At 62.9% G+C, this 25,717-nt stretch carries 27 protein-coding genes and 2 pseudogenes; 7 read left to right on the top strand and 22 right to left on the bottom strand.

What is annotated here, in order from left to right:
• Positions 1–3: 3 nt before the first annotated feature.
• Positions 4–948 (top strand): protein-methionine-sulfoxide reductase catalytic subunit MsrP, encoded by a 945-nt coding sequence (gene msrP, locus GM910_RS11300; protein WP_159587655.1) that lies wholly within the window; start codon positions 4–6, stop codon positions 946–948.
• Positions 948–1,595, top strand: a complete 648-nt coding sequence (msrQ, locus tag GM910_RS11295) for a protein-methionine-sulfoxide reductase heme-binding subunit MsrQ (RefSeq protein WP_159587654.1) — start codon at positions 948–950, stop codon at positions 1,593–1,595. Before msrP ends, msrQ begins: the two co-directional genes overlap by 1 nt.
• 19 nt (positions 1,596–1,614) lie before the next feature.
• Here the strand turns inward: msrQ and GM910_RS11290 are convergent.
• From GM910_RS11290 to GM910_RS11225, 14 genes and pseudogenes are all read right to left on the bottom strand, one after another.
• A pseudogene (locus tag GM910_RS11290) lies at positions 1,615–2,354 on the bottom strand (L,D-transpeptidase).
• Positions 2,355–2,449: 95 nt separating this feature from the next.
• Positions 2,450–3,190, bottom strand: coding sequence for a cytochrome c biogenesis CcdA family protein (locus tag GM910_RS11285; protein ID WP_159587653.1), 741 nt, complete (start codon positions 3,188–3,190; stop codon positions 2,450–2,452).
• 4 nt (positions 3,191–3,194) lie between these two features.
• Complete coding sequence (locus GM910_RS11280; RefSeq protein WP_159587652.1) at positions 3,195–3,914, bottom strand: DsbA family protein; 720 nt, start codon at positions 3,912–3,914, stop codon at positions 3,195–3,197.
• Between the two features lie 120 nt (positions 3,915–4,034).
• Positions 4,035–4,685 carry a cytochrome c oxidase assembly protein gene (locus GM910_RS11275; protein WP_159587651.1) on the bottom strand — a complete coding sequence of 217 codons (651 nt, stop codon included), beginning with the start codon at positions 4,683–4,685 and terminating at the stop codon, positions 4,035–4,037.
• Positions 4,686–4,699: 14 nt separating this feature from the next.
• Positions 4,700–5,575, bottom strand: a complete 876-nt coding sequence (locus tag GM910_RS11270) for a WD40/YVTN/BNR-like repeat-containing protein (RefSeq protein ID WP_159587650.1) — start codon at positions 5,573–5,575, stop codon at positions 4,700–4,702.
• Positions 5,572–6,147 (bottom strand): superoxide dismutase family protein, encoded by a 576-nt coding sequence (locus GM910_RS11265; protein WP_159587649.1) that lies wholly within the window; start codon positions 6,145–6,147, stop codon positions 5,572–5,574. The genes GM910_RS11270 and GM910_RS11265 overlap by 4 nt, the downstream gene beginning before the upstream one ends.
• A gap of 23 nt (positions 6,148–6,170) precedes the next feature.
• A complete protein-coding gene (locus GM910_RS11260) occupies positions 6,171–6,893 on the bottom strand; it encodes an SCO family protein (RefSeq protein WP_246226009.1) in 723 nt (240 codons plus the stop codon).
• A 47-nt stretch (positions 6,894–6,940) separates the two neighbouring features.
• The gene (locus tag GM910_RS11255; protein WP_159587648.1) at positions 6,941–7,216 is read right to left on the bottom strand and encodes a hypothetical protein; all 276 of its coding nucleotides are present in this window, start codon (positions 7,214–7,216) and stop codon (positions 6,941–6,943) included.
• Positions 7,213–7,704: a hypothetical protein gene (locus GM910_RS26935; RefSeq protein ID WP_201285475.1), complete on the bottom strand. Its 492-nt coding sequence runs from the start codon at positions 7,702–7,704 to the stop codon at positions 7,213–7,215. The genes GM910_RS11255 and GM910_RS26935 overlap by 4 nt, the downstream gene beginning before the upstream one ends.
• Before the next feature lie 52 nt (positions 7,705–7,756).
• On the bottom strand, positions 7,757–8,329 hold the full coding sequence (locus tag GM910_RS11245; protein ID WP_159587647.1) for a DUF1573 domain-containing protein: 573 nt from the start codon (positions 8,327–8,329) through the stop codon (positions 7,757–7,759).
• Positions 8,316–9,200 (bottom strand): WD40/YVTN/BNR-like repeat-containing protein, encoded by an 885-nt coding sequence (locus GM910_RS11240; RefSeq protein ID WP_159587646.1) that lies wholly within the window; start codon positions 9,198–9,200, stop codon positions 8,316–8,318. Before GM910_RS11240 ends, GM910_RS11245 begins: the two co-directional genes overlap by 14 nt.
• A 96-nt stretch (positions 9,201–9,296) precedes the next feature.
• Positions 9,297–9,926 (bottom strand): TlpA family protein disulfide reductase, encoded by a 630-nt coding sequence (locus GM910_RS11235; RefSeq protein ID WP_159587645.1) that lies wholly within the window; start codon positions 9,924–9,926, stop codon positions 9,297–9,299.
• Positions 9,923–10,444 carry a DsbE family thiol:disulfide interchange protein gene (locus tag GM910_RS11230; protein ID WP_246226008.1) on the bottom strand — a complete coding sequence of 174 codons (522 nt, stop codon included), beginning with the start codon at positions 10,442–10,444 and terminating at the stop codon, positions 9,923–9,925. The genes GM910_RS11235 and GM910_RS11230 overlap by 4 nt, the downstream gene beginning before the upstream one ends.
• A gap of 242 nt (positions 10,445–10,686) precedes the next feature.
• Entirely contained in the window at positions 10,687–11,100 is a 414-nt protein-coding gene (locus GM910_RS11225) for a hypothetical protein (RefSeq protein WP_159587643.1), read from the bottom strand.
• Between the two features lie 102 nt (positions 11,101–11,202).
• On the opposite strand from GM910_RS11225, the gene GM910_RS11220 reads away from it, so the two are divergent.
• The 5 genes and pseudogenes from GM910_RS11220 to GM910_RS27225 all read left to right on the top strand — a co-directional run bounded on the left by GM910_RS11220 (position 11,203) and on the right by GM910_RS27225 (position 17,184).
• Entirely contained in the window at positions 11,203–13,758 is a 2,556-nt protein-coding gene (locus tag GM910_RS11220) for a heavy metal translocating P-type ATPase (protein WP_159587642.1), read from the top strand.
• A 10-nt stretch (positions 13,759–13,768) separates the two neighbouring features.
• Entirely contained in the window at positions 13,769–14,260 is a 492-nt protein-coding gene (cueR, locus tag GM910_RS11215; RefSeq protein WP_159587641.1) for a Cu(I)-responsive transcriptional regulator, read from the top strand.
• A 365-nt stretch (positions 14,261–14,625) separates the two neighbouring features.
• Entirely contained in the window at positions 14,626–15,327 is a 702-nt protein-coding gene (locus tag GM910_RS11210) for a c-type cytochrome (protein ID WP_159587640.1), read from the top strand.
• A gap of 623 nt (positions 15,328–15,950) precedes the next feature.
• Positions 15,951–16,370 (top strand): annotated as a pseudogene (locus GM910_RS27230) (IS110 family transposase); the annotation flags it as partial.
• Positions 16,371–16,743: 373 nt separating this feature from the next.
• On the top strand, positions 16,744–17,184 hold the full coding sequence (locus GM910_RS27225) for a transposase (protein ID WP_343032982.1): 441 nt from the start codon (positions 16,744–16,746) through the stop codon (positions 17,182–17,184).
• 400 nt (positions 17,185–17,584) lie between these two features.
• On the opposite strand, the gene GM910_RS11200 is transcribed toward GM910_RS27225, so the two are convergent.
• The 8 genes from GM910_RS11200 to GM910_RS11165 all read right to left on the bottom strand — a co-directional run bounded on the left by GM910_RS11200 (position 17,585) and on the right by GM910_RS11165 (position 25,576).
• A complete protein-coding gene (locus tag GM910_RS11200; RefSeq protein WP_159587639.1) occupies positions 17,585–17,965 on the bottom strand; it encodes a hypothetical protein in 381 nt (126 codons plus the stop codon).
• Positions 17,901–18,653: an aminotransferase class V-fold PLP-dependent enzyme gene (locus GM910_RS11195; protein ID WP_281354891.1), complete on the bottom strand. Its 753-nt coding sequence runs from the start codon at positions 18,651–18,653 to the stop codon at positions 17,901–17,903. Before GM910_RS11195 ends, GM910_RS11200 begins: the two co-directional genes overlap by 65 nt.
• 132 nt (positions 18,654–18,785) lie before the next feature.
• Positions 18,786–19,556 carry an SDR family oxidoreductase gene (locus tag GM910_RS11190; RefSeq protein WP_159587637.1) on the bottom strand — a complete coding sequence of 257 codons (771 nt, stop codon included), beginning with the start codon at positions 19,554–19,556 and terminating at the stop codon, positions 18,786–18,788.
• The gene (locus tag GM910_RS11185; RefSeq protein ID WP_159587636.1) at positions 19,553–20,548 is read right to left on the bottom strand and encodes an ABC transporter permease; all 996 of its coding nucleotides are present in this window, start codon (positions 20,546–20,548) and stop codon (positions 19,553–19,555) included. Before GM910_RS11185 ends, GM910_RS11190 begins: the two co-directional genes overlap by 4 nt.
• A 79-nt stretch (positions 20,549–20,627) precedes the next feature.
• On the bottom strand, positions 20,628–21,614 hold the full coding sequence (locus tag GM910_RS11180; RefSeq protein WP_425482674.1) for a sugar ABC transporter substrate-binding protein: 987 nt from the start codon (positions 21,612–21,614) through the stop codon (positions 20,628–20,630).
• Positions 21,615–21,709: 95 nt separating this feature from the next.
• The gene (locus GM910_RS11175; RefSeq protein ID WP_246226007.1) at positions 21,710–22,483 is read right to left on the bottom strand and encodes an ATP-binding cassette domain-containing protein; all 774 of its coding nucleotides are present in this window, start codon (positions 22,481–22,483) and stop codon (positions 21,710–21,712) included.
• Entirely contained in the window at positions 22,476–23,639 is a 1,164-nt protein-coding gene (locus GM910_RS11170; protein WP_246226006.1) for an ROK family transcriptional regulator, read from the bottom strand. The genes GM910_RS11175 and GM910_RS11170 overlap by 8 nt, the downstream gene beginning before the upstream one ends.
• Positions 23,640–24,241: 602 nt before the next feature.
• A complete protein-coding gene (locus GM910_RS11165; RefSeq protein ID WP_159587633.1) occupies positions 24,242–25,576 on the bottom strand; it encodes an ISNCY family transposase in 1,335 nt (444 codons plus the stop codon).
• Positions 25,577–25,717 lie beyond the last annotated feature (141 nt).

The following is a 25,717-nucleotide window of genomic DNA, read 5'->3' as shown; positions in this document are numbered from 1 at the left end:
TCGATGTTGATTTCGCATGCACCACTTGTCCGTCCGTCGGAGATCACGCCGCGCGACGTTTATCTCAACCGTCGCAGCCTGATGCTGGGTGCAGCCGCCGCAGGGCTTTCCGCCGCTGTGGCGCCACAGCGCGCGGAGGCGGCGCAGCTTGAAGCCTCGCCCAGCCCGCTGTCGACCGACGAGGAGCCGACCGCGCTCGAACACATCACGAACTACAACAACTACTACGAGTTCGGCACCGGCAAGGAAGACCCAGCGAAAAACGCCCACACCCTCACCACGGAGCCGTGGACTGTGAAGGTGGATGGCCTCGTTTCGCGGCCGGCCGAGTTCGACCTGGACGACCTCCTGAAGCCAGTGACACTGGAGGAGCGCATCTACAGGCTGCGTTGTGTCGAAGGATGGTCCATGGTCATCCCGTGGGTCGGCTTCCCGCTGTCGGAGGTGCTCAACCGGGTGGAGCCCCTGGGCAGCGCCAGGTTCGTGGCGTTCGAGACGGTGATGCGGCCGAACGAGATGCCCGGCCTGCGTGCGTTCTTCAACGTGCTTGACTGGCCCTATGTCGAGGGGCTCAGGCTCGACGAAGCCATGCATCCGCTCACCATCCTGGCGATCGGCCTTTACGGGGAGACGCTGCCCAACCAGAACGGCGCGCCGATCCGGCTCGTCGTGCCGTGGAAATATGGCTTCAAGAGCATCAAGTCGATCGTCAGGATTACGCTCATGGAGGAGCAGCCGCCGACCTCGTGGAACAAGCAGAACCCGCGCGAATACGGCTTCTACTCCAACGTCAATCCGGAGGTCGACCATCCGCGCTGGAGCCAGGCGACGGAGCTGCCGATCGGCCAGGGGCTCTTCGCCAAGCGGAAACCCACGCTGAAGTTCAACGGCTATGGCGAGGAGGTGGCCCACCTCTATGCCGGCATGGATCTCACCAAGTTCTACTGATGCTGCAGAGTACTGATGTCGCCAAGAAGCTGAGACCGTCCCCGGCGGTACGGTTCCGGTTGCTGCGCGCCGCCCTCTACTGGGTCGGCTTCGCTCCGGCCGTATGGGTCTTCTATCTGGGGTTCACGAACCAGCTCGGCGCAAATCCGGTCAGGACGCTGGAACAGGAACTCGGAATCTGGACGCTGCGCTTCCTGATCGCCACGCTGATGGTGACGCCGCTGCGCGACCTCACCGGCATCAGCCTTCTGCGCTACCGCCGCACGCTCGGGCTGCTGACATTTTACTATGCCCTTCTGCATTTCACGACATACATGCTGATCGACTATCGGCTCGACCTGCAGGCGATCGCGGCCGACATCGTCAAGCGTCCCTACATCACCTTCGGCATGCTAGCCTTCGCCATTCTGGTACCGCTTGCCGTCACCTCGAACGATCGCATGGTACGGCGCCTGGGAAGCGCCTGGACCAAGCTTCACCGCTGGGTCTATCTGGCGGCCGCGGCGGCCGCCGCGCACTATCTGCTGGTGGTGAAGTCCTGGCCCATGGAGCCGCTCGTCTATTTCGCGATCGTCGCCGTGCTTCTTGCCTATCGGCTCGGAAAGCACTTGCGCCGCCGCAGGCGCAGGCGGCCTGCCGTGGCGTGAAGTAAGCTAAAGAAGACGTTCAACCCAACAGATCTGGCGTGGTCGGGCTGAGGCTGGTTACCAGGATCGGTGTGCCGTTGGGGACACGCTCGTAGAGATTGATCACATCTTGATTGAACATGCGGACGCAGCCCGATGACACGGACTTGCCGATTGTCCACCATTCCGGCGAACCATGAATGCGGTAGAGGGTATCCTTGCCGTTCTGGAAGATGTAGAGCGCGCGTGCTCCGAGCGGATTGGTGAGACCCGGGTCCATGCCGCCATTGGCGATGCTGTAGGGTTCAAGCTCGGGCTGGCGGGCGACCATTTCGTCGGGCGGCTTCCAGCGCGCCTGGCCCATTCAAAGCCGGCGCGGCCAAGACCGACGCCGTAGCGCATCGCCTTGCCATTCTCGTGGGTCAGATAGAGAAAGTGATTGGCAGTATTGACCACAATCGTGCCCGGACGCTCGCCGGTCGGATTCGCGACGAGTTGCCGAAAATAGACTGGATCGATGCGTTCAACGGGGATGGCCGGAAGCGGGAATTCTTCCTCGGGCCGCGCCGCGTACATCGCTGCGTAGTAGGTAAGATCGTTTTCAAGCCCGGAGACACCACCCTCCGCGACCGGAAACCGGGAAGCGGTCTCTCGCACGAAGGGCTGAGCTATTTGCGTCGTTGAGCAGCCACCCAGACCAAGCAGGGAAGCGGCGGCGCCCAGACGAAGAAAAGTTCGACGGTCGAGAAAATCCGGTCGTCGCAAGTTGTACGATTTCATCAGTGGATTCTCCTAACTATTTTGCTCGCCAGAAATGGATAGGTCGTTCGTCGCTTTGCTGAGCTCGCAATTTGGGGGTCATAGGAAGGTCCTCCTCAGCCGATTTTCGTGAGAATGGGGAACTGCTCGAGCAGCCAGAACGAGAAGGTCGTCATGGTGCCGGTCATCATCGCCACACCCATGACGATCATGATCGCGCCAGCCGCCATTTGAAGCAGGCGTCCGGTGCGCTTCATACCTTTCAGCCGCTTGGTGAGGCTTTCGGTGAACAACGCCGCTAGCAGGAAGGGTACGCCAAGGCCGATGGAATAGATGCTGAGCAGTGCGATCCCGTTCGACGCGGTTGAGGACAGCGCGCTGACGGTGAGGATCGCTCCAAGAACCGGTCCGATGCAGGGTGTCCAGCCAAAGCCGAAAGCGAGGCCCAAAACATAGGCGCCGAGCGGCCGGCCGCCGGCCAGGCTGCCATGAAAGCGAATCTCCTGGTGAAGCCACGGTAAGCGCACAAGGCCGGTCATAAACAGCCCGAAGACGATGATGATCGCCCCTCCGAGAATGTTGGTTTCGTAGCGGTACGCCAAAAGGAGGCGGCTGATTGCCGTCGCGCTTGCCCCAAGTGCAACGAAGACGGTCGAGAAGCCGAGAACGAACCAGGTGCTGAGAAGCAATGTGGAAAGCCGGCTGCCGACAGACTGGGATGGTCCGCCGGCGACGGCGGCATTGCCGGCGACATAGGAGATATAGCCCGGCACGAGGGGCAGCACGCACGGCGAGAGGAACGAGATCGCACCCGCCGCAAGCGCTGTCAAAATGCCGATATTGGATATCTCGAACACTGTATTAACCCTCAGGCTTTTCGCGCGCGTCGGCGATGAAGCGCTGCAGCGTGGCGAGGTCGACCAGCCCGCGGATGATTTCGTCGCCGACTACGAAGGTCGGCGTGCCGGTGATGCGCAGATCGTTGGCGAGCGCGCGATTGCGCGCAATGATGTCTGCGATGGCCGGGTCTCCCATATCCCGCTTGAGCTGCTCAACGTCGAGGCCAATATCCCCCGCGATGGTTAGGGTGGAACTCTCGCTGACCCGGCCGGGAAAGCCCATCAGGGCGTTATGGAACGCCTCGTATTTTCCCTGCTTGTGGGACGCGAGCGCCGCCTTTGCGGCGAACTCGGAACCCGGCCCCAGGATCGGCCATTCCTTGAACACCAGCTTCAGACTGGGGTCGTCCTTGACGGCTTGCTGGATGTCGGGGGCCGCCTTCCGGCAATATGGACAGTTGTAGTCGAAGAATTCGACCAGCGTGACATCGCCTTCCGGATTACCGACCGTTGGCGCCGCGGCATCGTTGAAGATATCGTCGCGCCGCTCCGCGATCAGCGTCTGCAACTCATTCGCCTCCGCGAACTGCCGGCGGTCTTCCAGCCGTTGCAGGGCTTCAACGACGATTTCCGGATTTTGCAGCAGATACTGCCGCGCCTGCGCTTCGAAATTGCGCGAGACCGGCCTTTCGGCGTCGAGCAGCCCGGTGGCAAAAAGTAACGCCAGCCCGGAGAAGAGCACGGCGAGGGCCGAAGGAGCGATCGCGGCGGCAAGGCCGGCAGTTGGCTTAGACATGGGTCAGGCTCCGATCGCCAGTGAACGGGGAAACAGCAGCGGCTGCCCTTTTGGCGTAAAAGTGGCTCATCGCTCTTGATCCTTCAGCTCAGCAGCCTTGATCCCATGAGAGGCCATGTACTTTTCCAGGGCTTCCGCTCCCTTGTCGAAAAAGGTGTAGGAGAGCGTGATGGTGGTAACTGAAGCCAGGTCCGGATCGTCTTCGATCGCCGGATCGACAAAGAAGCTGACGGGAAACTCCTTCTCCTCGCCCGGCATCAGCAACTGCTCGGTGAAGCAGAAGCATTGGATCTTGTTGAAATAGACCCCTGCTTGGGCTGGCGTGACATTGTAGGTGGCCGTGCCGAGAATCGGGCGATTGGTCGGATTGCGTCCTGTGTAAGCCACCAGTCCGGTCTCACCGAGGGCTAGCTCGACCGGTTTCGGAGCGCTGAACGCCCAAGCCATGTTGGCGGCGACATTGGCGTCGAAGCGGACCGTGATCCTGCGCTCGGATTGTTCCGGCGCCGCTGTAGCGACTTGCGTCGTGCCTCCGTAGCCGGTCACCTGGCAAAACAGCCGGTAAAGAGGGACCGCCGCAAAGCTCAGCCCCACCATGCCAAGCACGAGAGCGGCAAGCATCGCGGCCGTTCGGCGTTTCCGCCGCAAGGAGAACTCGGGGCTATTCCGGCGACCTTCGGGAAGGGCCGATCCGGGCAGATGCTGGTTGCTATGCATGCTCTTCCTTCGCCTCACGAACTCAAGGCGGTCCAGTTCTTGCCGCCGTCGGTGCTGGTCAGAATCTTGCTTTCCCCTGTGACTGCGAACATGCGGTCCGGATTGCTAGGATCGAACGCGAGGTGGAGGAGGATTTGCTCTCCGAAACCGTTGGCGACTGGCTGCCAAGCGAGAGCCTGGGCCGGCGCCTTCATCAGGCCTGACCCCAACACAAACGCGTAGACCGAGCCGTCCGGGGCGGTCTCGACCATGCTCGCCGGCCGTCCCTCGGTCCCTGTGGCATTCCACTTCTTGCCACCGTCGAGGCTGACCATCAGCCCGTTTCGGGTCGCGGCATAGACGATGTCCGTATTGACGGCGGACGCGGCGAGATCGAACACGTCGGCAGGTGGAGACCCAGCAATCTCCCAGCTTTTGCCACCGTCCCGACTGACTTGCACCCTACCGTAGAGGCCGTAAATGACGTTGGGATCGGCCGGGCTAACATCCATGGCATGGAAATCGACCGGTCCGTCAGCGCCGCTCGCCAATTGTTGCCAGCTCCGGGCGCCGTCTCGCGAGACGATCACGCCCATATTGCCGCCACTCACCGGATGTCCGCTGGCGAAGAACACGTCAGCTTCGCTGGGATGCGGGGAAAAACCCATGTAGTCGTTGCTGTTATCGGATATCTGCTCCGCCGTGCCGTCCGGCGCGGTGTGCCAGACACCGTAATGGGTGGCGAGATAGAGGCGCTGCGGGTCGGCCGGATCGACCGCAATCCCATGAATATGGGAGACCTCGGCAAGGGGAACGCGCTCCCCAGCCTGACTCTGCCAACCGGCGGTGCCGCCAGCTATAGCCAGTGCCAGCGTTGCGGCGATGATCAGCGGGTTCATGTGACGTTTCATGCGAGATTCCTCGGTTGACGGTGCCTTTTGCCGCTATCCATGACGCCACAGGCGATACGGCGGGCGCTGGCTTCATCGTGGTGGTGACTGGCGTGACCTTCTCCATAGCGGCCCGGGCCGGCATGAATCACAGCTGCGCGTCCGTGCAGGTCTTCAACCTTGAGACGGGGGGCAAGTACGGGGATCGTGGCGGCGCCGTCGTGCTCAACGATCAGGTTTGGCAGGTCACCCAGAGCGCCGTTGCCGTATGGGCCCTCCAAGCGACCGGTTTTGTGGGGGCCATAATGACCACCGGCCGCGTCGGCGGGGATCAGTTCGCCGTCGAGCTCTACAGGCCCGCAGTCAAGATTCTCGTGGAGGTGGGTGTCATGCGGCCCCAGCGGCAGGCCATGGAGGTCGGGCTTGATCAGCAGGCCGTATTCACTGTCCTCGAACCGGATTTGACCGATCTCACTGCTGATGCCCTCCATCGTCACTTCATGGAGCGTGACGGCAATTTCGGCGGCATGAGTCATCGTCGGACTTGCCGTCAAGGCGACGGTGACGATTCCGATTCTGAATTGTTTCCACATGGTTGGTTTCAATCTTCTTCTTTCTAAAACAGGGAGCGGAGGCGGTCCCACAGCGAGGCGGGCTCTTCGTGATGGGGGACGTTCGCGTTCGTCAAGCCATTGATGAAGAGAACGAGGTTCGTCGGCTCGAAGCCGAGACCGTGGAAATTGGCCACCCATTGGCCGTTCTGATCGATGATATGGGTGACCACGCTGTGGGTCTGAAATCCGTCTTCGGTGACGATAAACTTGTGGCCGAACTTCTCGGCGAGCTTACGAGTGGTGTCCTCGGGCTTGTCAGGGCCGCTCGTCAGAAAGACCCAGTTCGTCGACGGATCGAGGCCGTGGACGGGGCCATACCCTTCCAGCACCTCCGGCGTATCGCGCTCCGGATCGGTGGTGATGGTGATGAACTGCATCCGGTCCTTCATCGGGGTCTCGTTCACCATCTCCTGGATCTCGCCGATCCGATCGGCATGCAACGGGCAAACATCCGGACAACCGGCGTAGATGAAGTGAAGCACCACGACTTTGCCCTGAAGGCCTTCCAGATCGACCGGATTGCCGTCGGCGTCCTGAAGCGCAAATTCCGGGGCGGGTTCGTTTCTGCTTTCGAAATATTTCTCCGTGTCGAAGAGGTCCTGCTGCACGTCTTTGAGCGAGTGCGCCGAAGCGATTGGGGGAGCCAGGGCGACCACGGCGACAACGGCCGCGGTTGCGGCAAACAGGCGTATAAGGGATTTCATGGCGTCCTCCTTGGCCGACAAGGGGAGGGCGAATCGGTAAGTCCACCGATCCGCCTCCCGTTGTGCAGCTAACCCTTGTTGTCGGGCTGCTCGCCCTCCTCGGAAGGCATGTCCTGCATCATGGCCTGCATCATCTTGTTGCAGGTGCTCATCATCTCGTTCATCTGGGACATCATGCCCATCATCGGCATCATCCCCATGCCGCCGCCCTGCATCATCTCCTGCATGCCTTGCGACTGATCCGGCTGCTTGGTGTCCGTATCGTCCTGCGCAAAGGCGATCGGGGCGGCGGCAAGTCCTGCAAGGCCGGCTGCAATCGCAATGGTTTTCGATATCCTGTTCACTGGAATTTCTCCTTTTCCTGTTTGATGGTCGCACCGGACAGGGGTCCGGCCGCCTCGGGTTGATCCTCTTTGTCGTCGTCAACCGAGTTCGAATTGGCTGGAAGCGGAGCTTCCGCAGCCACTGGCTCCGCCGATCCCTCAGCCGATTTGCTTGCAGTCATCGAAACGGTCGTATCGTCGACCGATTGCGGTTTCGAGCAACAGCTCGCTTCGCCGCTGGAGAGGTTGGAACTGCTCGCGTCGGTGTCGCTCGCGCCGGAGGCGCCATGCCGCATGCAAAGACCGAGAGCACACATGATGGCGCAGGGCGCGAGCGCGAGCAGAATGGGCGCAATCCCTGCCACCACCAGCCATGGCCAGCCGATCCAGAGTGCAGGGATACCAACTGCGATTGCCGCGACGATTAGGCCGCGTCGGCCGCGCAATTGGTAGCGGATGTAGCGGAATATGTCCGCGCTCAGCGATGTTTCGGATACGGAATTGCTCATGGACGTTTCTCTTTCTTCTCTGGCTGCTGTGACTTTGGTCTCTGGCGAGCCATCAGCCGGCCGCACCCCCTTTGACGGTTGCGTGCACGCCGAGTTCGACGTGCGGATTCTGCGGGTCGGTGGTGGCGAACTTCACGTTGCGCGCGACGGATCCTTCGACCGGCATCAGCGCCGGCTTGTAGATGACGGTGACGGCCGCCTCATCGCCGGGATTAAGCACGCCCTTCCAGGCATTCGCGGCGGCATCGTTGTGCATCGCCATGTTGAATTCAGGGCTCTTGCCGGCCGGCAGGGCGATTTCGGCGAAGGTGCACATGCACGAGGTGCGGACCTGGCTGATCTCGACAGGTTCGTTACCCGTGTTCTTCAGCCGGAATTGCGCTCGCCCCACATCGTCGACCGCCAGCACGCCGAGCTCGGCCTCTTCCCGGTCGATGGCGAGCGTTGCGCCGGGTGTCGCCTTCGCCGGCATCATATGACTGTAATCCGCCTGAGGCGCCTCCGGTGCGACAGCCCGGTAGGCTCCAATAGCGACGCCACCGGCAAGGACCGCTACGACGAGCAGAGGCATTAGCCAGGTCCTGGCCCTGGCGAAGGTTTCCGGTCTCGGATTAGCCTTCAGCATCGTCGGCCTCCACCGTTGTCCAGTGTTCTCCGGCGTCCGGGCTGACGATGAGGGTCCCGTCCGCGCCAATGGCATAGAGTTGGCTCGGATCACCGGCATTGACCGTCACTACCGCGTCCTCGACGAGATCGGTGACTGATTTCCAGCTTTGCCCGCCGTCCATGGTCTTGAAGACGCCCGGGCGCAGCCCCGCGTAAAGGACTTGCGGGTCCGAGGGATCGACGGCGAGGCTATAGACGCGGCCCTCAGGTAGGCCTTCGTTCGGGAGTCGATCCCAACCGCAGAAGCAGTCGGGGCTCTTCATCACGCCGGCGTCGAGCCCGGCGTAAAGCCAGATGCCGCCCATGCCGGTCGGGCTGTTGACGGAGACGAGGCTGCGGATCTCCTGTTTTTTGGGTCCGTCATCGACCCGTTGCCAGGATGTTGCCGCATCCTTGCTGCGGTAAAGGCCGTTGCCCAGCACCCAGACATAAAGCGTGTTCGGGTCCTTGCCGTCGATAGTGAACCCTTCCGTGGAGAGCCCGCCAAGGCCTGAGCTGGCGGCCTCCCAGGTTTTGCCACCGTCCGCGCTCTTGACCACGCCGATGCCGTGACCGGTCGCATACATCACCTGCGGATCGCTCGGGTCGATCGCGATCGACGTGATGTTGGCCCGCTCTTCGCTTTTTGGAATGCCCTCGATTGCAGTCCAGGATTTTCCGTTGTCGGTGCTCCGGTAGATCGGCCGGGCGCCCAGGAAGAGTTCCTTCGTCTCGGGATTCACCGCCAATGCGTGGACGTGCCCGCCAAAGCGGCTGGGCGCCAATTGGCCCCCTTCCTTCTGGTTGATTTCACTGCCTGACGTAGCGGGCAGCGGCTCCTGTTGCGCCATCGCCGGGCCGACGATTGTCGCGGCAGCGGCAAGGACCGGAATGAGCCAAAGTCTGTACGGTCTGTTCATGGTGGAATCCCGTGTTCAAAGAGAAGGTCAGCTCGCCTCGTCGGGCGTCTTCTCGAGTTTCTGTTGGATGAAGTTGACCAGCTCCGGGCTGTCCCATTCGGCGGGCCCCACCAGACGTCCGGTTTCCAGACCCTCTGGATTGATCAGCAGGGTCGTGGGGATGCCGACCGTATTGAGCCGGTAGGCCGCCTTGCCGGAGGCATCGACATAGATGCCGAGAGCTTTCAGGCTGAGCTCGTCATAGAAGGCCTTGACCTTGGGGAGCCCGTCGCGGTCGATCGAAAGTGGGACGACTTCGAAATCGGAACTGCCGAGCTTTGCCTGGAGCCGGTCGAGTGCCGGCATTTCCTCGCGGCATGGCACGCACCAGGTGGCCCAGATGTTGAGCAGGATCGTTCTGCCGCGGAAAGCCGCCAGGGACATCTCGCGGCCATCTCCATCAACGAAGGAGAGTTCCGATACCGGTTGCGGCGTCTCGTGCAGCACGAAGGAGCTATCGCTGCTCGCGGTCTCCGTAGATACAGCTTGCGGCGCGCTCGATACCGCAGGCTCGTTGGGCTGCCTGATCGCGAAATACTGATAGGCACCAACCGCGACAAGGAACAAGACGGCGCCAATGATGGTGGCAGTCGCCTTACTCTTGGTAGCGCTCTTCATTTCCGGAGCTCCTCGATCAGCGGAGCGAGCTTCGTCCGGTAGACGTCCGGGGTGACGGCACCGAGATGCTTGAAGGCAATCCGGCCTTGTTTGTCGACCACGAAGGTCTCCGGAACGCCGTACACGCCCCAATCTATCGACACTCGTCCGTTGAGGTCAGCGCCGGTGCGCGTATACGGATCGCCCATGGTGTTGAGCCATTTTTCCGCGTCACCCGGCCGGTCCTTGTAGTTGATGCCGTGGATGGGTACGGCGCCGGTCCTCTTGAGCTCCATGAAGACCGGGTGCTCTTCCCGACAGGCCGTGCACCAGGACGCAAACACGTTGACGAGCGAGACCTCGCCCTTGAGGTCGGCGCTCGACAGGCCAAGGGTACGCCCCTGGACCGGCGGCAGGCTGAATTCGGGCACCTCTTTGCCGATCAGGGCCGAGGGGATGATCTGAGCGTTGCGGCTCAGCCCCCAGCCGAGCACGACCGCAAGTGCTGCGAAAACGCCGACCGGCACCGCGACAATCAAACGGCGACGCCGGATGGATGGCGGATCGACCGTATCGACCGGCTCCCCCGAAAGGGATGACGGGGTGCTCGCATGGATGCGAGCCGTTTGAGAATTGGAAGACATCCCATCCTCGCTGATTGGAGTGTTTCCTCACAGGCAAAAGCCTGCGGCGGATACGGTCCAAGAAGGCTGGGCACGCAAAAGCGTGCTCACCCGGACCCCGGACGGGAAATCACCTCAGTCGAGCGGTGAGGCCCGTCCTAGGAGAGGATGGATGCTTTGGGGGGAAAGGGCTCGGGCGAGCCCGTGAAGCCTGTGATGTGCTCGGCAACGGTCGGATAGATGACGGAATCCGGCCGCGGCAGTGAGTCCGCGGCAAGAGAATCGACGGCTTGCATGCAGGTTCCAAAAGCGAAACATGCCGTCGTGGTCATGGCATTGTCATTGCCGCCGCAGTCGTTGCAGCCGCCCGGCATCGGTTGGTCAACCGACGCTTCAATGGCAGGCTGAACCATATCGCCACTCTGTGCGGTAGCCAAAACCGTTCCGCCCCCGAAAACGAGGAGCAGCAGAGCAGCTAAGAGGCAACGGACGGTTTTCATCACATTGGCAATATAGAGAATTGGCGTTCCACTGCCAATCACCACTTTGAGAGACTGATCGTCACAGGCCACATCACAACTTCAGGGCCAATCGAATATTTCCCTCAGCCCTTGACCTTACCACCGCTGGAACCTTTATCTCTTCTTGCGATCAATCGAGCAGGAACGACAATCATGGCATCCTTGGTCGCATCAGAAAATAGGAGCCTACCGGCTCATGCCGTGCCCCGCCGGCTTAGCATTTCCATCGAAGGCATGAACTGCGCCTCCTGCGTCGGTCGGGTCGAGAAGGCCATCCAGGCGGTTCCAAGTGTGGTGTCCGCCTCGGTCAATCTGGCGACCGAACACACAGATATTGCCTTTTCGGGACCGCCCGATGCGGAGGCCGTCATCCGAGCGATCAAGGATGCCGGCTATGGAGTGGAGACCGAAAGCATCGATTTCTCGATCGAAGGTATGAGCTGCGCCTCCTGCGTCGGTCGCATTGAGACCTCCTTGAAGGCTGTGCCTGGTGTGACGGACGCTACGGTGAATCTCGCTACGGGAAAGGCCTCCGTCGAAATTGTATCTGATGTCGTAGGCGTTGCAGATCTGGAAACCGCGGTCGAACGGCTCGGCTACGCGGCTCGGCGCGTTGTCCCGGATGAACCCGCCGATCATGAGGCCGACGCGCGCGAACGCGAAACAAGAAGCCTCGCGCGCTCATTCATGCTTGCCGCGATCTTGAGTGTGCCGGTGGTCGCGCTGGAGATGGGCGCTTATCTGGTCCCCACGATTGAGACATTTGTCGCCGATCGTATCGGCCTGCAGGCGAGTTGGTATCTCCAGTTCGCGCTCACCAGCGTGATCCTCTTCGGGCCGGGCTTGCGGTTCTTCAAGAAGGGCTTTCCCGCGCTCATGCGCCTGACGCCCGAAATGAATTCCCTGGTCGCGCTCGGCACGGGGGCAGCCTGGCTGTATTCGGTGGTGGCAACCTTCCTGCCCGGACTCCTGCCGGAAGGCACGCGGCACGTCTATTTCGAGGCCGCAGCGGTGATCATAACCCTGATCTTGCTCGGCCGCTTTCTGGAGGCGCGGGCCAAGGGCCGCACCAGCGAGGCGATCAAGCGGCTGATGGGCCTCCAGGCCAAGACGGCCAGAATCCTGCGCGAGGGCGAAGCCGTCGAAGTGCCGCTCAATGAGGTCAAGGTCGGCGACCTGGTTCTCGTGCGACCCGGCGAAAAGATCGCCGTCGACGGCGAGGTGACCGAGGGTTCGTCCTTCGTCGACGAATCCATGATCACAGGCGAGCCGATGCCGGTCGCCAAGGGCGCCGGCGACACGGTTGTCGGCGCCACGATCAACAAGACCGGATCGTTTTCCTTCCGCGCCACTAAGGTGGGGGCGGACACCGTCCTTGCTCAGATCATCCAGATGGTGGAGCGGGCGCAGGCGGCAAAGCTACCGATCCAGGCGCTGGTCGACAAGGTGACGGCCTGGTTCGTCCCGGCGGTGATGGGGGTTGCCTTGATCACCTTTCTCGGCTGGTTCGGCTTCGGGCCGGAGCCGGCGCTCACCTTCGCGCTGGTGGCGGCGGTCACCGTCCTGATCATCGCCTGCCCCTGCGCCATGGGGCTGGCCACGCCAACCTCCATCATGGTGGGCATCGGCCGAGGGGCGGAGATGGGTATTCTGTTCCGCAATGGCGAGGCGTTACAGACGCTGCGCCGGGCGGAAGTGATTGCGCTCGACAAGACCGGCACGTTGACCAAGGGGCGGCCGGAGCTCACCGATCTTATCACCGAGAACGGATTTGAGCGCGACGAGGTTCTGGCGTTGGTCGCCGCCGTCGAAACGCGGTCGGAACATCCGATCGGCGAGGCGATCGTGGAAGCCGCCAAAGAGGCTGGTCTGGCGATTGGCGGTCCCGAATCGTTCGAAGCCATACCGGGCTTCGGCGTCAGCGCCATGGTTACCGGTCGCGCGGTTGCGGTCGGGGCCGACCGGCTGATGGCCCGGCTCGGGATCGATACCGGGCGCCTTGCGGATGTCGCGGGGCGACTCGGCGACGAGGGGAAGTCGCCGCTTTATGCGGCGATCGACGGTAAGCTCGCGGCGATCCTTGCCGTGGCCGACCCGATCAAGCCGACGACGCCCCGCGCGATCGAGGCGCTGCACCAACTCGGCCTGAAGATCGCGATGATCACCGGCGACAATCGGCGCACGGCGGAAGCCATCGCAAAGCGACTTGGGATCGATGAGGTCGTGGCCGAAGTCCTGCCCGACGGCAAGGTGGAGGCTCTCCACAGGTTCCGCGAACAGGGTCGCAAGCTGGCCTTTGTCGGCGACGGCATCAACGATGCGCCGGCCCTTGCCGAAGCCGATGTCGGCATCGCCATCGGCACCGGCACCGACGTGGCGATCGAGAGTGCGGATGTGGTGCTGATGTCGGGCGAATTGACCGGCGTGCCCAACGCCATCGGCTTGAGCCGCAGCACGCTCAGGAACATCAAGCAGAACCTGTTCTGGGCCTTTGCATACAACACCGCGCTGATCCCAGTGGCGGCTGGCGTGCTTTATCCGGCCTTCGGCGTCCTGCTCTCGCCCATGCTTGCCGCCGCCGCCATGGCGTTCTCCAGCGTCTTCGTTGTCACCAATGCGCTCCGGCTCAAGACTTTCCGGCCCCCCGTGTCGGTGGGCGCCAGTATGGAATCAAGTGAGGGCATTAGGGCGGTCACGGCGACGCCGTGAGGAGGCGATCATGAACATCGGGCAGGCTGCGCAGGCTTCGGGCATATCGGCAAAAACCATCCGCTACTACGAAAACACCGGCCTCATCCCGGCTGCTATCCGCACCGGGTCCGGCTATCGGTCATTCAGTGCGAAGGACGTTCACACACTGCGCTTCATCCACCGCGCCCGCCGACTGGGGTTCTCGGTGCACGATATCCGCCAGTTGCTCACCCTTTGGCAGGACAAGAACCGGGCAAGTGCGGACGTCAAGGCGCTCGCCCTGGCTCACATGGCTGTCCTCGACGGGAAGCTAGCAGAACTTCAGGCCACGCAGCGGACGCTCCAACATCTCATCGCACATTGCGAGGGCGACGATCGACCAGATTGTCCGATTCTCGACGACCTGGCGGGGGAGGGCGCGGAGCGTCTGCGCGACGAACCCAGCTCACCGCTCCACTGGATGGTTTCCTGGTGCGCGCTTCCTGCGGACAAGCATCCGCCGATTGGACGTGAGAATTAAAACAATGCCGAGGGCGACCGACAGGATGATCGGCGTGAAATACATGTGCAGCATGACCAGCCAATCGTGATCCAAAACTTGGCACATCAGCCAGAGGAGAGAAAAAATCCCGGCAAACGCAGCCAGAACGGATAGGATGAACACGAACAATTGGACCCGCATCGAAGGAAGACTGCGTAAGGAGCCCTCAAGGCCTGAGCGCGTTCACAGTAACAGATCACCAAGCGGCATAGGTTCAAGTTTGCTTGATCGCGGGCGCTTCCGCTCAAGCCGTCTCCTCCACTGAACTTTTGGAAACGGCTTCCAGGTTTTGATCGGGCTGTCGCGGCGGATATCATCGGCATCGCTGAAGGGGAGGAACCGACATGAGAGCAACCGTTTTCGCCGCAGCGGCCCTCGTCGGCTTTCACACAACGTCCGACGCGCTCGCCGACGGCGACCCGACACGCGGTGCGCAACATTATCGTGCGTGTGTCGCCTGCCACGCGCTGGAACCGGGGCTGCACCTCAGTGGCCCGAGCCTCGGCGATGTCTTCGAGCGGACGGCCGGGACGGCCGAAGGCTTCGTGCGCTATTCGGACGAGTTGAAGACAGCGGATTTTTCCTGGAACGCGGCCGCGCTCGACGGCTGGCTGAAGGATCCCGAGTCGATGATACCGGGCACCTATATGGTGTTCCAGGGAATTGCCGATCCCCAGGCGCGCGCCGATCTCGTTGCATTTCTCGAAATCGCGGGAAAGCCCGGCGGCGGAGAGAAAGCGGTGGCCGACGGCCTCATCCCGGCGGGCTGGCTTCGTGCAGGAGCGCCGGAGCCGATACGCGATATGCCCCCGCGGGCACGGGTTAGCGCCATCCGGCATTGCGGCGACAGCTATTTCATCAGGACGGAGGACGGCCGGGAGACGCCTTACTGGGAAAAGAACATCCGCCTGAAGATCGACAGCGTGGAGACGGGGCCGCCAAAGGGCGTTGCGGTGATTCTCGGTGCCGGCATGGCCGGCGACCGCTTCTCGGTGATCTTCTCCAGCTTCGCCGATATCAAATCCCTCGTCGAGGAGAAATGCTGACGGGCGTTATAGGCGGCTCAGTTCCATCCCCCACTGCTCGACCAACAATGTGAAAGGCAACATTTCGCCGGTTTGCAGCCTTCCAAGCATTTCAGCCAGACGACCGAAGTGGGTCGGCTTGAGCCGTTTATCACGCGCCGGTTCAATGACCGGCAATTAGCGCTACTTTGACGTCCACTTCCTTCGTTGGTAGGCCCATCGTGGCGTTGCGAGTGTCGAGCCTATAGTCTTTTTATGCGTTCACCGTTGGGCGGCAAACATTGCGAACTGGAGAGGATAAGGCGCACTCTGTAATGAGCTATCGAGAGTAAACTTGGATTATGTTGGCCCATCATGCCGCTGTCTGGAAAAGACCCTGCTGATATCGACGGCTGCGGGCCCCCTGTACCTTTTCATGTCGACGCGCTGGTGTGAGTTGTAGACTGGCGTGACCGGGCCTTCCCGTCGGGAGCGACCCAAAGCCCCTTGTGCGGTGAGCACCTGTTGCGGACTGGTGCCCCGGCGGGACGGCCGCGACGGATGTCCGGTGGGAGGTTGCGCCGTCGAGCGCCAGTACAGGGAAGGGCGCGTGTCGCGGTGGTCCAGCCGATGAGGGAGGTCTTGACCATGACAGGAGAGGTTCGATGGTTGCAGGCATCGATTGGGCGACGGAGCGCCACCAGCTGTGTCTGCTGGATGCGGGCGGGGAGCCCGTTGGGGAACGCTCGGTGCTGCATGGCGGCGGTGGTCTTGCCGAGATTTGTGACTGGCTGACGGACAGGACCGGTGCCGCGCCGGCTGCGATCGCCGTCGCGATCGAGGTGCCGCATGGGCCGGTGGTGGAAGCGCTGCTGGAGCGGGGATTCCACGTCTATGCGGTCAATCCCAAACAGCTCGATCGTTTCCGCGACCGCTTCAGCGTTGCCGGCGCCAAGGATGACCGGCGCGATGCGCAGGTCCTGGCCAGTGCCTTGCGCACCGACCGGCCAGCCTTTCGCAGCCTGTCGCTGGATGATCCGCTGGTGATCGAGTTGCGGGAGTGGTCGCGCATGAGCGAGGACCTGCAGCAGGAGCGCAACCGGCTTGCCAACCGGTTGCGCGAACAGCTTTGGCGCTACTATCCGCAAATGCTCGACTTTGGCGGCGATCCCGCGGCTGCGTGGCGGATCGCACTGTGGCGCCTGGCGCCGACGCCGGCCGATGCGGCGCGGCTGCGGCAAAGAACGGTTGAGCGTCTGCTGCGCTCTCAGCGGATCCGCCGGCTGGACGCCGCGGCGGTGCTCAAAACCCTGCGACAGAAACCCCTTGCGGTCGGCTCCGGAACGGTGGCGGCAGCCACGGCGCACATCCGCCTCGTGATCGACCGGCTCGAGCTGGTCGATCGGCAGCTCAAGGCGGCCCATCGTCAACTGGAGGCGCTGTGCGACCGGTTGGCGGATGCCGGGGAGAGTGCGGCGGGGGCAGGGGGCCGAGCAGTGCGACGTGACCATCCTGCGCTCCATGCCGGGAACTGGAAGGATCGTCATCGCCACACTGCTCGCGGAGGCGTGGCAGCCCCTGCATCGGCGAGATTATCATGCCTTGCGGAGCTTGGCAGGAGTGGCGCCTGTCACCCTGCGCAGCGGCAAACGCTGTCTCGTGGTGCGGCGCTATGCCTGCAATCGGCGGCTGGCCAACGCGCTCTATCACTGGGCGCGGGTTGCCAGCCAGCGCGACGCGAGCTGCCGTCGGCGCTACGTCGCCTTGCGACAACGCGGCCACAGTCACGGGCGGGCCCTGCGCACCGTGGCAGACCGTCTGCTCGCTGTCGCTTGCACGCTCCTTCATCGGCAAACGCTGTTCGAGCCCAGCCATGCGAGCGCGCCGGCCGCCGCCTGAGGGTCGGACCATCCCTTTGGACCGCGGCGACCATCCCTCCGTCCCGACCTGCCACCCGGCAGAGCGCCGCGCGCAAGGTCTGTCCAGGATGCCGCTTTCGGCACTGGCGACAGCCGGCGCGAAGCGTCCTGGACGGACCGAGCACGGCGCTATGATCCAAAAAGGAAGGCAGCGCCCTGAGCCTTTGCGCGGTTACCGCCGCGACTCAGGTCTTGATTAATGGTGGGAGGTCCGCAACCACTTTCGGCATAAATCACTACATATCCAGATATAACAACTGTTTAGCCGTGAATGCGGCGGCGCTTGAGCCTTGCAGCGGCAAAGACACTCCGCGAGCGCCCAGCGTTCCCACGATGAAGGGTGCGTCCCTTTTGCTTTCCATCCACCTCCCTTTAGGGCATCATCTCACCAGGCGCGCGATGGCCTTGCCCACGATAGTCTCTTCACCGTCCCGCAAGTTGCACACGTCGATGAAGAAATGCCCGAGCTCCACCTCGTGGCCGCGCACGATGATTGGTACGGTCTCCCGGGCGAGTGCCTCGGCCATCTGCGCCGCTGTCATTTCGGCCTCCTCGGGGAGAACGGCCAACATGATCCGGTCGAGCGGGTTGCCGGTCGGGTCCGGCACCTTCCGTGCTATCAGCCCAGGTAGGCCGTCCAGTGTCTTCAGGATCACATTCAGCTTGCGGTCCTCCTCGCGGCGGATGCCCTCATGATCACGCTTTTCCCAAGCTTCCAGCGCGCCGATCAGGCCGGCGATGCTTTCCTTGCCGGCCTTCATGGGACGGCCCACCCCCTAGGTTCTGCAGGCGGCATGCGTGGATGAGGTCCTTCCGACCGGCCATCATTCCCGAGGTGGGGCCGCTCAGGAACTTGTGCCCGCTGTAGATGACGACGTCGGCGCCTTTCTCCGGGAACCCACGCAAGTCATACTCCGACGCCGCATCGACGATCACCAGCACGTCACGCGCATGCGCGATTTCCACTACGCGCTCCAGCGGCACCATGCCGTACTGGACCGTATGATGCGAGACGACGTACACGATGCAGGCCGCCCGTTCGCTGACCACAGACTCGATCTGGAAGTCATGCGTCCGGCTGACGGAACCTACGAGGACGGGCTTGCCTCCTGGTAGTCTGAGCGACATCTCCACCGTGGTGCCGTAGTCGACGAGATGGCCGACCTGGATGATCGCCTCCGTGCGCATGCCCTGCGTGTCCGGCAGCCGCATGATGCGCCCGCGGTCGGAGCCCGTCATGCAGGCGGCCACCGCCAATACCAAGCCGCTCGAAGCAGAGGCCGTCACGAAACCGGCCTCTGCTCCGGTAAGCCGCTGGATCGCCTCCGAAGCAAGGTCCAGGAGATCATCGAGTGGAATGAACGCGTCCGCGATCTCACTTATTGCCTGCTGGGCCTCGGGCACGGTGCGCGAGGCGCCCAGCACCGTCATCGTGCCGGACGCGTTGATAACCTGGCGCAGGTTCCAGCGGGAGAAATGGATGAATTCGTCATGGCTTTACTACCGGTTGCGAAAGGTGATGTCCTGGGCCGCCCCCGGCCACCGGATCGATGTCGCACTACCCCTGTATGTCCATCCCGCTCATTCCGGGTTGATCCTGAAATCGTTCCCCTCGGGCAGGAGCTGGCCCCCGTCCACGACGATGGTCGTGCCCGTGATATATGCGGCCTCGTCCGAGGCGAGGAAAAGAAAGGCGTTGGCGACATCCTCCGGCGTGCCGAGCCGGCCGAGCGGGATCGACTCGGCCATATGCCGGATGAACGTCTCGCTGCGGTGAGCCTTCATGCCTTCGGTAAGAATATTGCCGGGTTCGACTCCATTCACGGTGATGCCGTAGCCAGCGAATTCCAGCGCTGCAGCGCGGATGAAGCCGTTGATGCCGGCCTTGGTCGCCGAGTAGTGGCCGTGGCCCGGGCTGGTGACGTGTGGGCCGGTGATCGAGGAGGTGAAGACCATGCGCCCGTATCTCTGCGCTTTCATGTGCGGTAGCGCGGCACGCGCGGCCAGGAAGGTTCCGCGCATGTTGACGGCGAAGACCTGGTCCCACTCTTCCGGACTGATGTTCTCGATCAGCGTCCAGGGATAGATGCCCGCATTCTGCACCAGGATGTCGATCCGCCCGTAATACGTGACGGTGGCCGCTACCGCCCCCTCCGCGTCCTCCGGACGCGAAATGTCGGTGCGCACGAAAATGCCGTCAAGGGCACTTGCGCGCGCCTCGCCCGCCTCCTCCTCCACATCCGCCAGCGCGATCTTCGCGCCCGCGCTGGTGAAACGGTCGGCGATGGCGCCGCCGATGCCGCGCGCGCCACCGATCACCAGCGCGACGCGATCCTTCAGCCGTCCGGTCAAAGCAATCTCTCCCTGAGCCTCAGTTTCAACGTGTCGAGCAGAACCGCCGCGAGCACGAGCCCGCCCAGGATCATCTGTGTGTAGTGCGCCGGCAGCCCCATCAGATTGATCGCTGTGTGGATCGAATAGAGCAGCAGGACGCCAGCGTAGACTCCCGGCAGCTTGCCGATACCGCCCTTCAGGCTGATGCCGCCGATGACGACCGCGGCGAAAGCGTTGAACAGCATGCCCGCGCCCAGATTGGCCGTGGCGCCGGAGGTGCGGATCGCCAACAGCCAACCCGCGACGCCGGCCAGCAGCCCGGCGATGATGAAGCTCGCCCAGAGGATCCTGTCGCTGTCGATGCCGGCGCGGTAGGTCGCCTCGCGGTTTCCGCCCACGAGCGTGACGTAGCGCCCGAACGGCGTTTTGGCCATGAGGACAGAAAAGAGCACGAAAAAGCCTATCGAGATCCAGGCCAGGAGCGGAATGCCGAGGATGTCGGCCGTGCCGATGATGCGGATGGAAGGTGCCAAGCTCTGCGCAGAGCGCCCACCCGATACGGCGACCACCAGTCCGCGCACCCAGATGAACGAGGCCAGCGTGACGATGAAGGCTGCCATGCCCACCCTGACGACGAAGAATCCATTTATAAAACCGATGATGGCGCCGACGATCATCGCCAGAAGGAGCGAGACCGGCAACATCAGCCACGACGGCTCCAGCGTAAGCCCCAGGCCAATACCCTGGGTGGCAAAGAGAAGCCCCGTCACCATGGCGCTGAGAGCGGCCGTCGACTCGACCGAAAGGTCGAGATTGCCGGAGATGATCACGATCGCCAGCCCGATCGCCATGACGCCGACAAATGTGGACTGTTCGACGATATTGGCGAAAATGCCGAACTGGAAGAATCGTGGAACGGCAAGCGAAAACACGATCAGGACGACAATCAGCATCAGCCAGACGAGATTGTCGAGCAGGAATTCGATTGTTGCGCGGCGCGCTGGCGTCATCTGGCGATCCTGTCCCGGCAGAGACCGGCCCGCAGTGTGCGGGCCGGCTGGATGGATGGTCCGATCCGGCCTATCCGGCCTATTCCACCGGCTTGATCGGGTCACTCGGGGGCGTCAGATTGCCCCAGAAGCGCGGTTCGTCGACATTCTCGCTGGTGATCGCGGCACCGGGGATCTTCAGGTTTGGCCCCCATTCCTCGATGGTCAGTTCCGATTCGAGGCCGAGCACATCGTACGTGCCGGGCGCGATTTCCTCGCCGTTGACCACCTTGTCGGCGAACATGGCGATCGCCGCCGCCTGGGCGTAGAGCGGCTGTTCCACCTCCACCTGCTCCCATCCCTGTCGGATCAGGTCGAGCCCCACCGGCGCACCGTTGGACGAGACGAGCAGGAGATCGCCCGGTTTCTTGCCCGCGGCCTCGAGCGAGGCGACGGCGGCCACCGCCAGATGCGCCGCGTGCACGAAGATCAGGTCGATGTCGGGATTGGCCAGAAGCTGGTCGGCGACGATGGAGCCGGCGTTGGAGGCCTCCCACTGCATCGCCGGCAGTGAGATAATCTCCACGTCGGCATGGTCGGCCATGCGTTCCTCGAAGCCCTGCTGGATGTCCAGTGTGTAGGGATCGCCGGGATCGCCGAGCACCTGCAGCACCTTGCCCGAGACGGAGCCGTTCTTCTCCTCCAGCAGGCGCTGGATCTCGCGCGCGGCGATGTGACCGATCTCGACCGTCCCGGCGACCGATGTGAAGTCGACCTTGGTGGAGGTGATCTGGCGGTCGAAGATCATGACCGGAACACCGGCCTCGCGCGCCCGCTCGATCGAGGGTGTCAGGGCATTGAAGTCGACCGGCGCGATGACGATCGCCTCCGGGTCGAGCAGGATGGTGTCGTTCATCTGGCTTTGCTGGACGTCGGTCTTGTTGTCGGCGTTCAGCGTCACCGTCTCGTAGCCCACCTGTGCGAGAAAGCTTTCGATGGCGTTGACCGACTCGGTTTGAAACTCGTCGAGCAGCGTGGGCACCATGTAGTAGATCGTGCCTTTCTCCTGGGCCAGGGCCGATGACATGAATGCAGCGCCGGCGAGGGCGGCGCCTGCGAGCGTACTAACGATTCTCCTCATGGACTGGACTCCTTCTTTCCAGTTGCCGGACCACTGTTCCCCTAACCCCTGCCCTTACCGGCGCCGGACAGGGAACCTCCGGTTATCATGTCGATGACCTGGTCGGAGGTGGTCTCCTCGGGCCGCACATTGCCGGCCACGACGCCGTGTCGAATGACGATGATCCGGTCAGCAACCTGGAAGGCCTGCGCCATGATGTGCGTGATGACGACCACGCCGATGCCGCGCGAGGCCACCTGGCGGACCGTTTCCAGCCCGCGCCGCGTCTGCTCCACGCCAAGCGCGGCGAAAGGCTCGTCGAGGAGGACCAGCTTGCCGCCCCAGTGGACGAAGCGGTTGAGCTCGATCGCCTGGCGCTGGCCGCCCGATAGGTACTCAACATTGGTCCGCAGCGAGGGGATCTGCGTTCCCGCGTCCGCCATCGCCTGTGCGACGACCGCCTCCATCTCGCGTTCCTGCAGGATTGGGATGCCGAGGAAACGCTTGGTGATCTCGCGGCCCATGAAGAAATTGGCCACGACATCGGCATTCGTGCATAAGGAGAGATCTTGATAGACGGTTTCGATCCCTGCCGCCTTGGCCTCGGCCGGGGAGGCGAAGTCGTGCTCCTCGCCCTCCATGACGATCCGGCCCGCGGTCGGTCGCAGATCGCCGGAGACGATCTTGACGAGCGTCGACTTGCCGGCACCGTTATCGCCCAGCAACGCGACGACCTCGCCGCTGTTGATCTCCATATCGATACCCTTCAGCGCCTCGATGGCGCCGAAGTGCTTACGGATCGCCTCCAACTTCAGGAGCGGTGGTTTTTCATTCAATGCGGGCCCTCCCGGCTTTTGCGAACAAGTCGCCGGCCGCCCGGGGAGGAGCGGGCAAGCGCGGCGAAAACACTTGGGTGATGGCCAGCGAAGCGGCACCGCGCAAAACGGCGTCCGTTCCGCACCGCGAAAGAATAACCCGCGGGTGCTGACGATCCTGGCGCGCGGCTAGGGAGTTGGGCAGGTCCGCCGTCAAGGCCAGCAGCTTGAGTCTGAGCTCCACCGGCGCGAGCCCGCCCAGCACGATCGTCTCGGGGTCGAACAGGTTTTCTATGGTCACGATCGCCGAGCGCAGAAGAGGCGCCGTCTCCTCCAGCCAACCCGCCTCGCCGATCACCGGCGTGCGCCGCGCATAGGCCTCGAGCGAGAGATAGCGTTCCAGACAGCCGTGGTTTCCGCACGGGCAGGGGTCTCCATCGGGCACCAGCGGGACATGTCCTATCTCGCCCGCGTTGCCCCAAGCACCTCTGATCACCTGCCCGTCATATATGACGCACCCGCCGAGCCCAACGCCCATGTAAAGGTAGTAGAAGTTGAACAACTCCTCGCCGACGCCGTAGAGGCGCTCGCAATGGGCTGCGGCGGCGCTGTCCACCTCCACGAAGGCGGGATAGCCGACCGCCTTCTGGAGGCGGTCGCCAACATCGACACCGCGCCAGCCTTCCATTGTGGTGGGGCCGACGAAGCTCATGGATTCGATATCGAACGGGCCGGGCATGGCCATCCCCGCGCCGATGAAGCGTTCCCGCGGACAGTCCGCGACCATCTCCCTAACCATCGCCCCGATATGCGCGAACGCCGTGTCCGCCGACATCTGCGGCGCGCTCACAGCCTTGCGCGCGAGCACCTTGCCGGAAAGGTTGATCAGTCCCGCCTCGAGCCCGCGCGGCGTCACATACACGCCGCAGGCGTAGCCGCCGTCGGGATTGATCTCGAGTGAGGGGGCAGGGAAGCCGCGCCCCTTGGGCACGCCCGGGCGCAGGGCGACGAAGCCCCGCTCGTGCAGCTCCGAAGTGATGGTAGAAACCGTCTGGGTCGTCAGGCCGATACGCCGTGCGATCTCCACGCGGGGCAGGGGGCCGTGCTGCCGGATCGTCTCGAGAACGATGCGCCGGTTATGTGGCCGTCCCACTTCCTGGTTGGTACCCTTGAGCATCACCACCAGCCCCTGTATCGCGAGCGTAGCGCAGGTGGCGCGATTAAGTCAAACGATCTGAGTAAATAGCGGCAGCGCATAGGACCGGGGGGTGCGCGGCGGCAGATTGCGCCGCCCGGTCTTAAATGAAAGCCGTCACCGCAGCCTTCAACGGCACGCCGGCAACCGCCGGCCGACCCCTTGTGCGCGCAGTGTCGCCAGACAGCCTCCACTGTCGCAACTGGCAGTCTCCGTGCACGCCCCATTGCCAGAAACGCCGCTCCGGCCGATAATCGGCGTCCGGAAATCCCGCAAAAATAGCCGTTTATGGACGGGCACTAGACTAGTGCGCATCCATAAACCGCTGTTTTTGCGAGTGTTCAAGGTCGTTTGGCGGCTCAATCCATGGTGTTTTTGCGGCACTTAGACTAGTGCGCATCCATAAACCGCTGTTTTTGCGAGTGTTCAAGGTCGTTTGGCGGCTCAATCCATGGTGTTTTTGCGGCACGTGATGGCGCGAGACGGTGAGATCGCCGACCGAGAGTGTTTGCAACAGTCATGCGGGCGTAAGGTATCGGCCGGCACTCGCCGGCATGCCATTGAGGGCGACCCGATGAGTGGGCTCAGCTGGCTGTGAGGCGGGCGAAGAGGGCGAGGTTGTAAGCGACCACCGAGGACCAGACGTAAGCCTTGAAGCGGCTTAGCCCACGCCAGGTGCAGCAGGCCAGACCGTAAGCACGTTTCAGGCAGGAGATGTCGGCCTCGATGCCGGCGCGGAAGTTCCTCAGCTTGCGGTAGACCCAGCGGCTCCTGACCATGTCTTCAATTTTGAGGCCCGCCTTCTTGTGGAAGGCCATGTCGCGCACGCCCCAGGCCTTGGCCTGGCTCAGATTGGCACGGCTGGCAAAGCCGCCATCGGCGGCCGCCTGCCGCGGCGCTTGGCCATAAAAGGCGATGTGGCGCTCCAGCATTGGCAGCAGACGCTCGCTGTCGGCCGGGTTGCCGGCCTCGATGACGAGATCCAGGATCAGGCCGCTTCTGCCGGTGGTCAGATTGAGCTTGTGGCCGTAATCGACATCGCGACGGCCCTTGACGATGATGTCGGCATGCGGCTCGAAGAGGCTTACCAGCTTCTCGCCGGCGGGCACCGCCTCGCCGCCCAGGACCCGCCGCTCGGTCTGGGCGATGATCTGCTCGATCAGCGGCCGGTAGTGGCAGACGGTGGCCTGCCAGAGTTCGCCGGCCGGGCCCGTCGCCAGGGGCAACTGCGCCGCCGCCTGGTCCAGATAGGCCAGGGTTTTGTGGGTGATCCTGAGCAGCTCGCGATAGGACTTGACCCGTTGGAGACGGCTGCGGGCATACTCGATCGTCCGGGCCCGCTTCTTCGCCGCGCGGCAGTGATCATGCCATGGGGTGGCGCTGCCCAGGGCATCGGCCGCGTGGAGCAGCCGCACCATCACCCGCACGGCGTCCCATAACAGGCTGTTGTCGCTTGGCGTGTGGATGAATGCTGCGGTGACGGTGCTGTCGACACGTACGACCTTGCCGTTTTCCAACCTGTCCCGCCGGGCGCTCGTCAACAGCCTCCGATTGATCTCTTCCCAGGTTTGCGCCCGGATCGCGCAGATCGTCTTGTGCAACACCGATTTCTTCGGGCTCCATCCCCACGGCAGCCGGGCAAAGGCTCGGAACGAGGCGGAGTCTTCGAGATGGAAGGCCAGCTCCTGGTAGCTCAACTGGCGATGCTGCTTGAGTAGCGCGCAGCGAAGCACGGCCTCCGTCGGCAGGCCCGCGCGACCGGTTTCCCTGACCCCATGCCGGCGCAGGTCCCGCGTCACCAGCCCGAGCAGGTCGCGATGTTCGTCCAGCCACTGCGATATGGCTTTCAGCTCACGGCCGATCTCGTGTTCGGCGAAAAGATCGAATACACTGGATTGGACGGTGCGTTCTTGGCGCATTGTCGGCTCCGGCGGTTGCGGGTTTCCCTTTAGAATCAGTGGTATGATCTAAAGTGTACCTGAAACCGTCGGGCCTTTCCTGCGGAAATTTGGTGATTCCTCCAGTAATTTCAGCAGCTTACCGTTTATGGACGGGCACTA

It is taken from the genome of Chelativorans xinjiangensis (assembly GCF_009812055.1).
GTDB lineage: Bacteria > Pseudomonadota > Alphaproteobacteria > Rhizobiales > Rhizobiaceae > Chelativorans > Chelativorans xinjiangense.
Note: the sequence above shows the minus strand (reverse complement) of the source record. Positions and strands in the feature narration are given on the sequence as shown.

Excerpts from the sequence above, each read along its gene's own strand:
- msrP (WP_159587655.1), top strand. The coding sequence starts at position 4 with ATGTTGATTTCGCATGCACCACTTGTCCGTCCGTCGGAGATCACGCCG.
- msrQ (WP_159587654.1), top strand. The coding sequence starts at position 948 with ATGCTGCAGAGTACTGATGTCGCCAAGAAGCTGAGACCGTCCCCGGCG.
- GM910_RS11275 (WP_159587651.1), bottom strand. The coding sequence starts at position 4,685 with ATGCATAGCAACCAGCATCTGCCCGGATCGGCCCTTCCCGAAGGTCGC.
- GM910_RS11270 (WP_159587650.1), bottom strand. The coding sequence starts at position 5,575 with ATGAAACGTCACATGAACCCGCTGATCATCGCCGCAACGCTGGCACTG.
- GM910_RS11265 (WP_159587649.1), bottom strand. The coding sequence starts at position 6,147 with ATGTGGAAACAATTCAGAATCGGAATCGTCACCGTCGCCTTGACGGCA.
- GM910_RS26935 (WP_201285475.1), bottom strand. The coding sequence starts at position 7,704 with ATGAGCAATTCCGTATCCGAAACATCGCTGAGCGCGGACATATTCCGC.
- GM910_RS11245 (WP_159587647.1), bottom strand. The coding sequence starts at position 8,329 with ATGCTGAAGGCTAATCCGAGACCGGAAACCTTCGCCAGGGCCAGGACC.
- GM910_RS11240 (WP_159587646.1), bottom strand. The coding sequence starts at position 9,200 with ATGGCGCAACAGGAGCCGCTGCCCGCTACGTCAGGCAGTGAAATCAAC.
- GM910_RS11235 (WP_159587645.1), bottom strand. The coding sequence starts at position 9,926 with ATGAAGAGCGCTACCAAGAGTAAGGCGACTGCCACCATCATTGGCGCC.
- GM910_RS11220 (WP_159587642.1), top strand. The coding sequence starts at position 11,203 with ATGGCATCCTTGGTCGCATCAGAAAATAGGAGCCTACCGGCTCATGCC.
- cueR (WP_159587641.1), top strand. The coding sequence starts at position 13,769 with ATGAACATCGGGCAGGCTGCGCAGGCTTCGGGCATATCGGCAAAAACC.
- GM910_RS11210 (WP_159587640.1), top strand. The coding sequence starts at position 14,626 with ATGAGAGCAACCGTTTTCGCCGCAGCGGCCCTCGTCGGCTTTCACACA.
- GM910_RS27225 (WP_343032982.1), top strand. The coding sequence starts at position 16,744 with ATGCCGGGGAGAGTGCGGCGGGGGCAGGGGGCCGAGCAGTGCGACGTG.
- GM910_RS11200 (WP_159587639.1), bottom strand. The coding sequence starts at position 17,965 with ATGAAGGCCGGCAAGGAAAGCATCGCCGGCCTGATCGGCGCGCTGGAA.
- GM910_RS11185 (WP_159587636.1), bottom strand. The coding sequence starts at position 20,548 with ATGACGCCAGCGCGCCGCGCAACAATCGAATTCCTGCTCGACAATCTC.
- GM910_RS11180 (WP_425482674.1), bottom strand. The coding sequence starts at position 21,614 with ATGTCATCGGCCCTGGCCCAGGAGAAAGGCACGATCTACTACATGGTG.
- GM910_RS11170 (WP_246226006.1), bottom strand. The coding sequence starts at position 23,639 with ATGCTCAAGGGTACCAACCAGGAAGTGGGACGGCCACATAACCGGCGC.
- GM910_RS11165 (WP_159587633.1), bottom strand. The coding sequence starts at position 25,576 with ATGCGCCAAGAACGCACCGTCCAATCCAGTGTATTCGATCTTTTCGCC.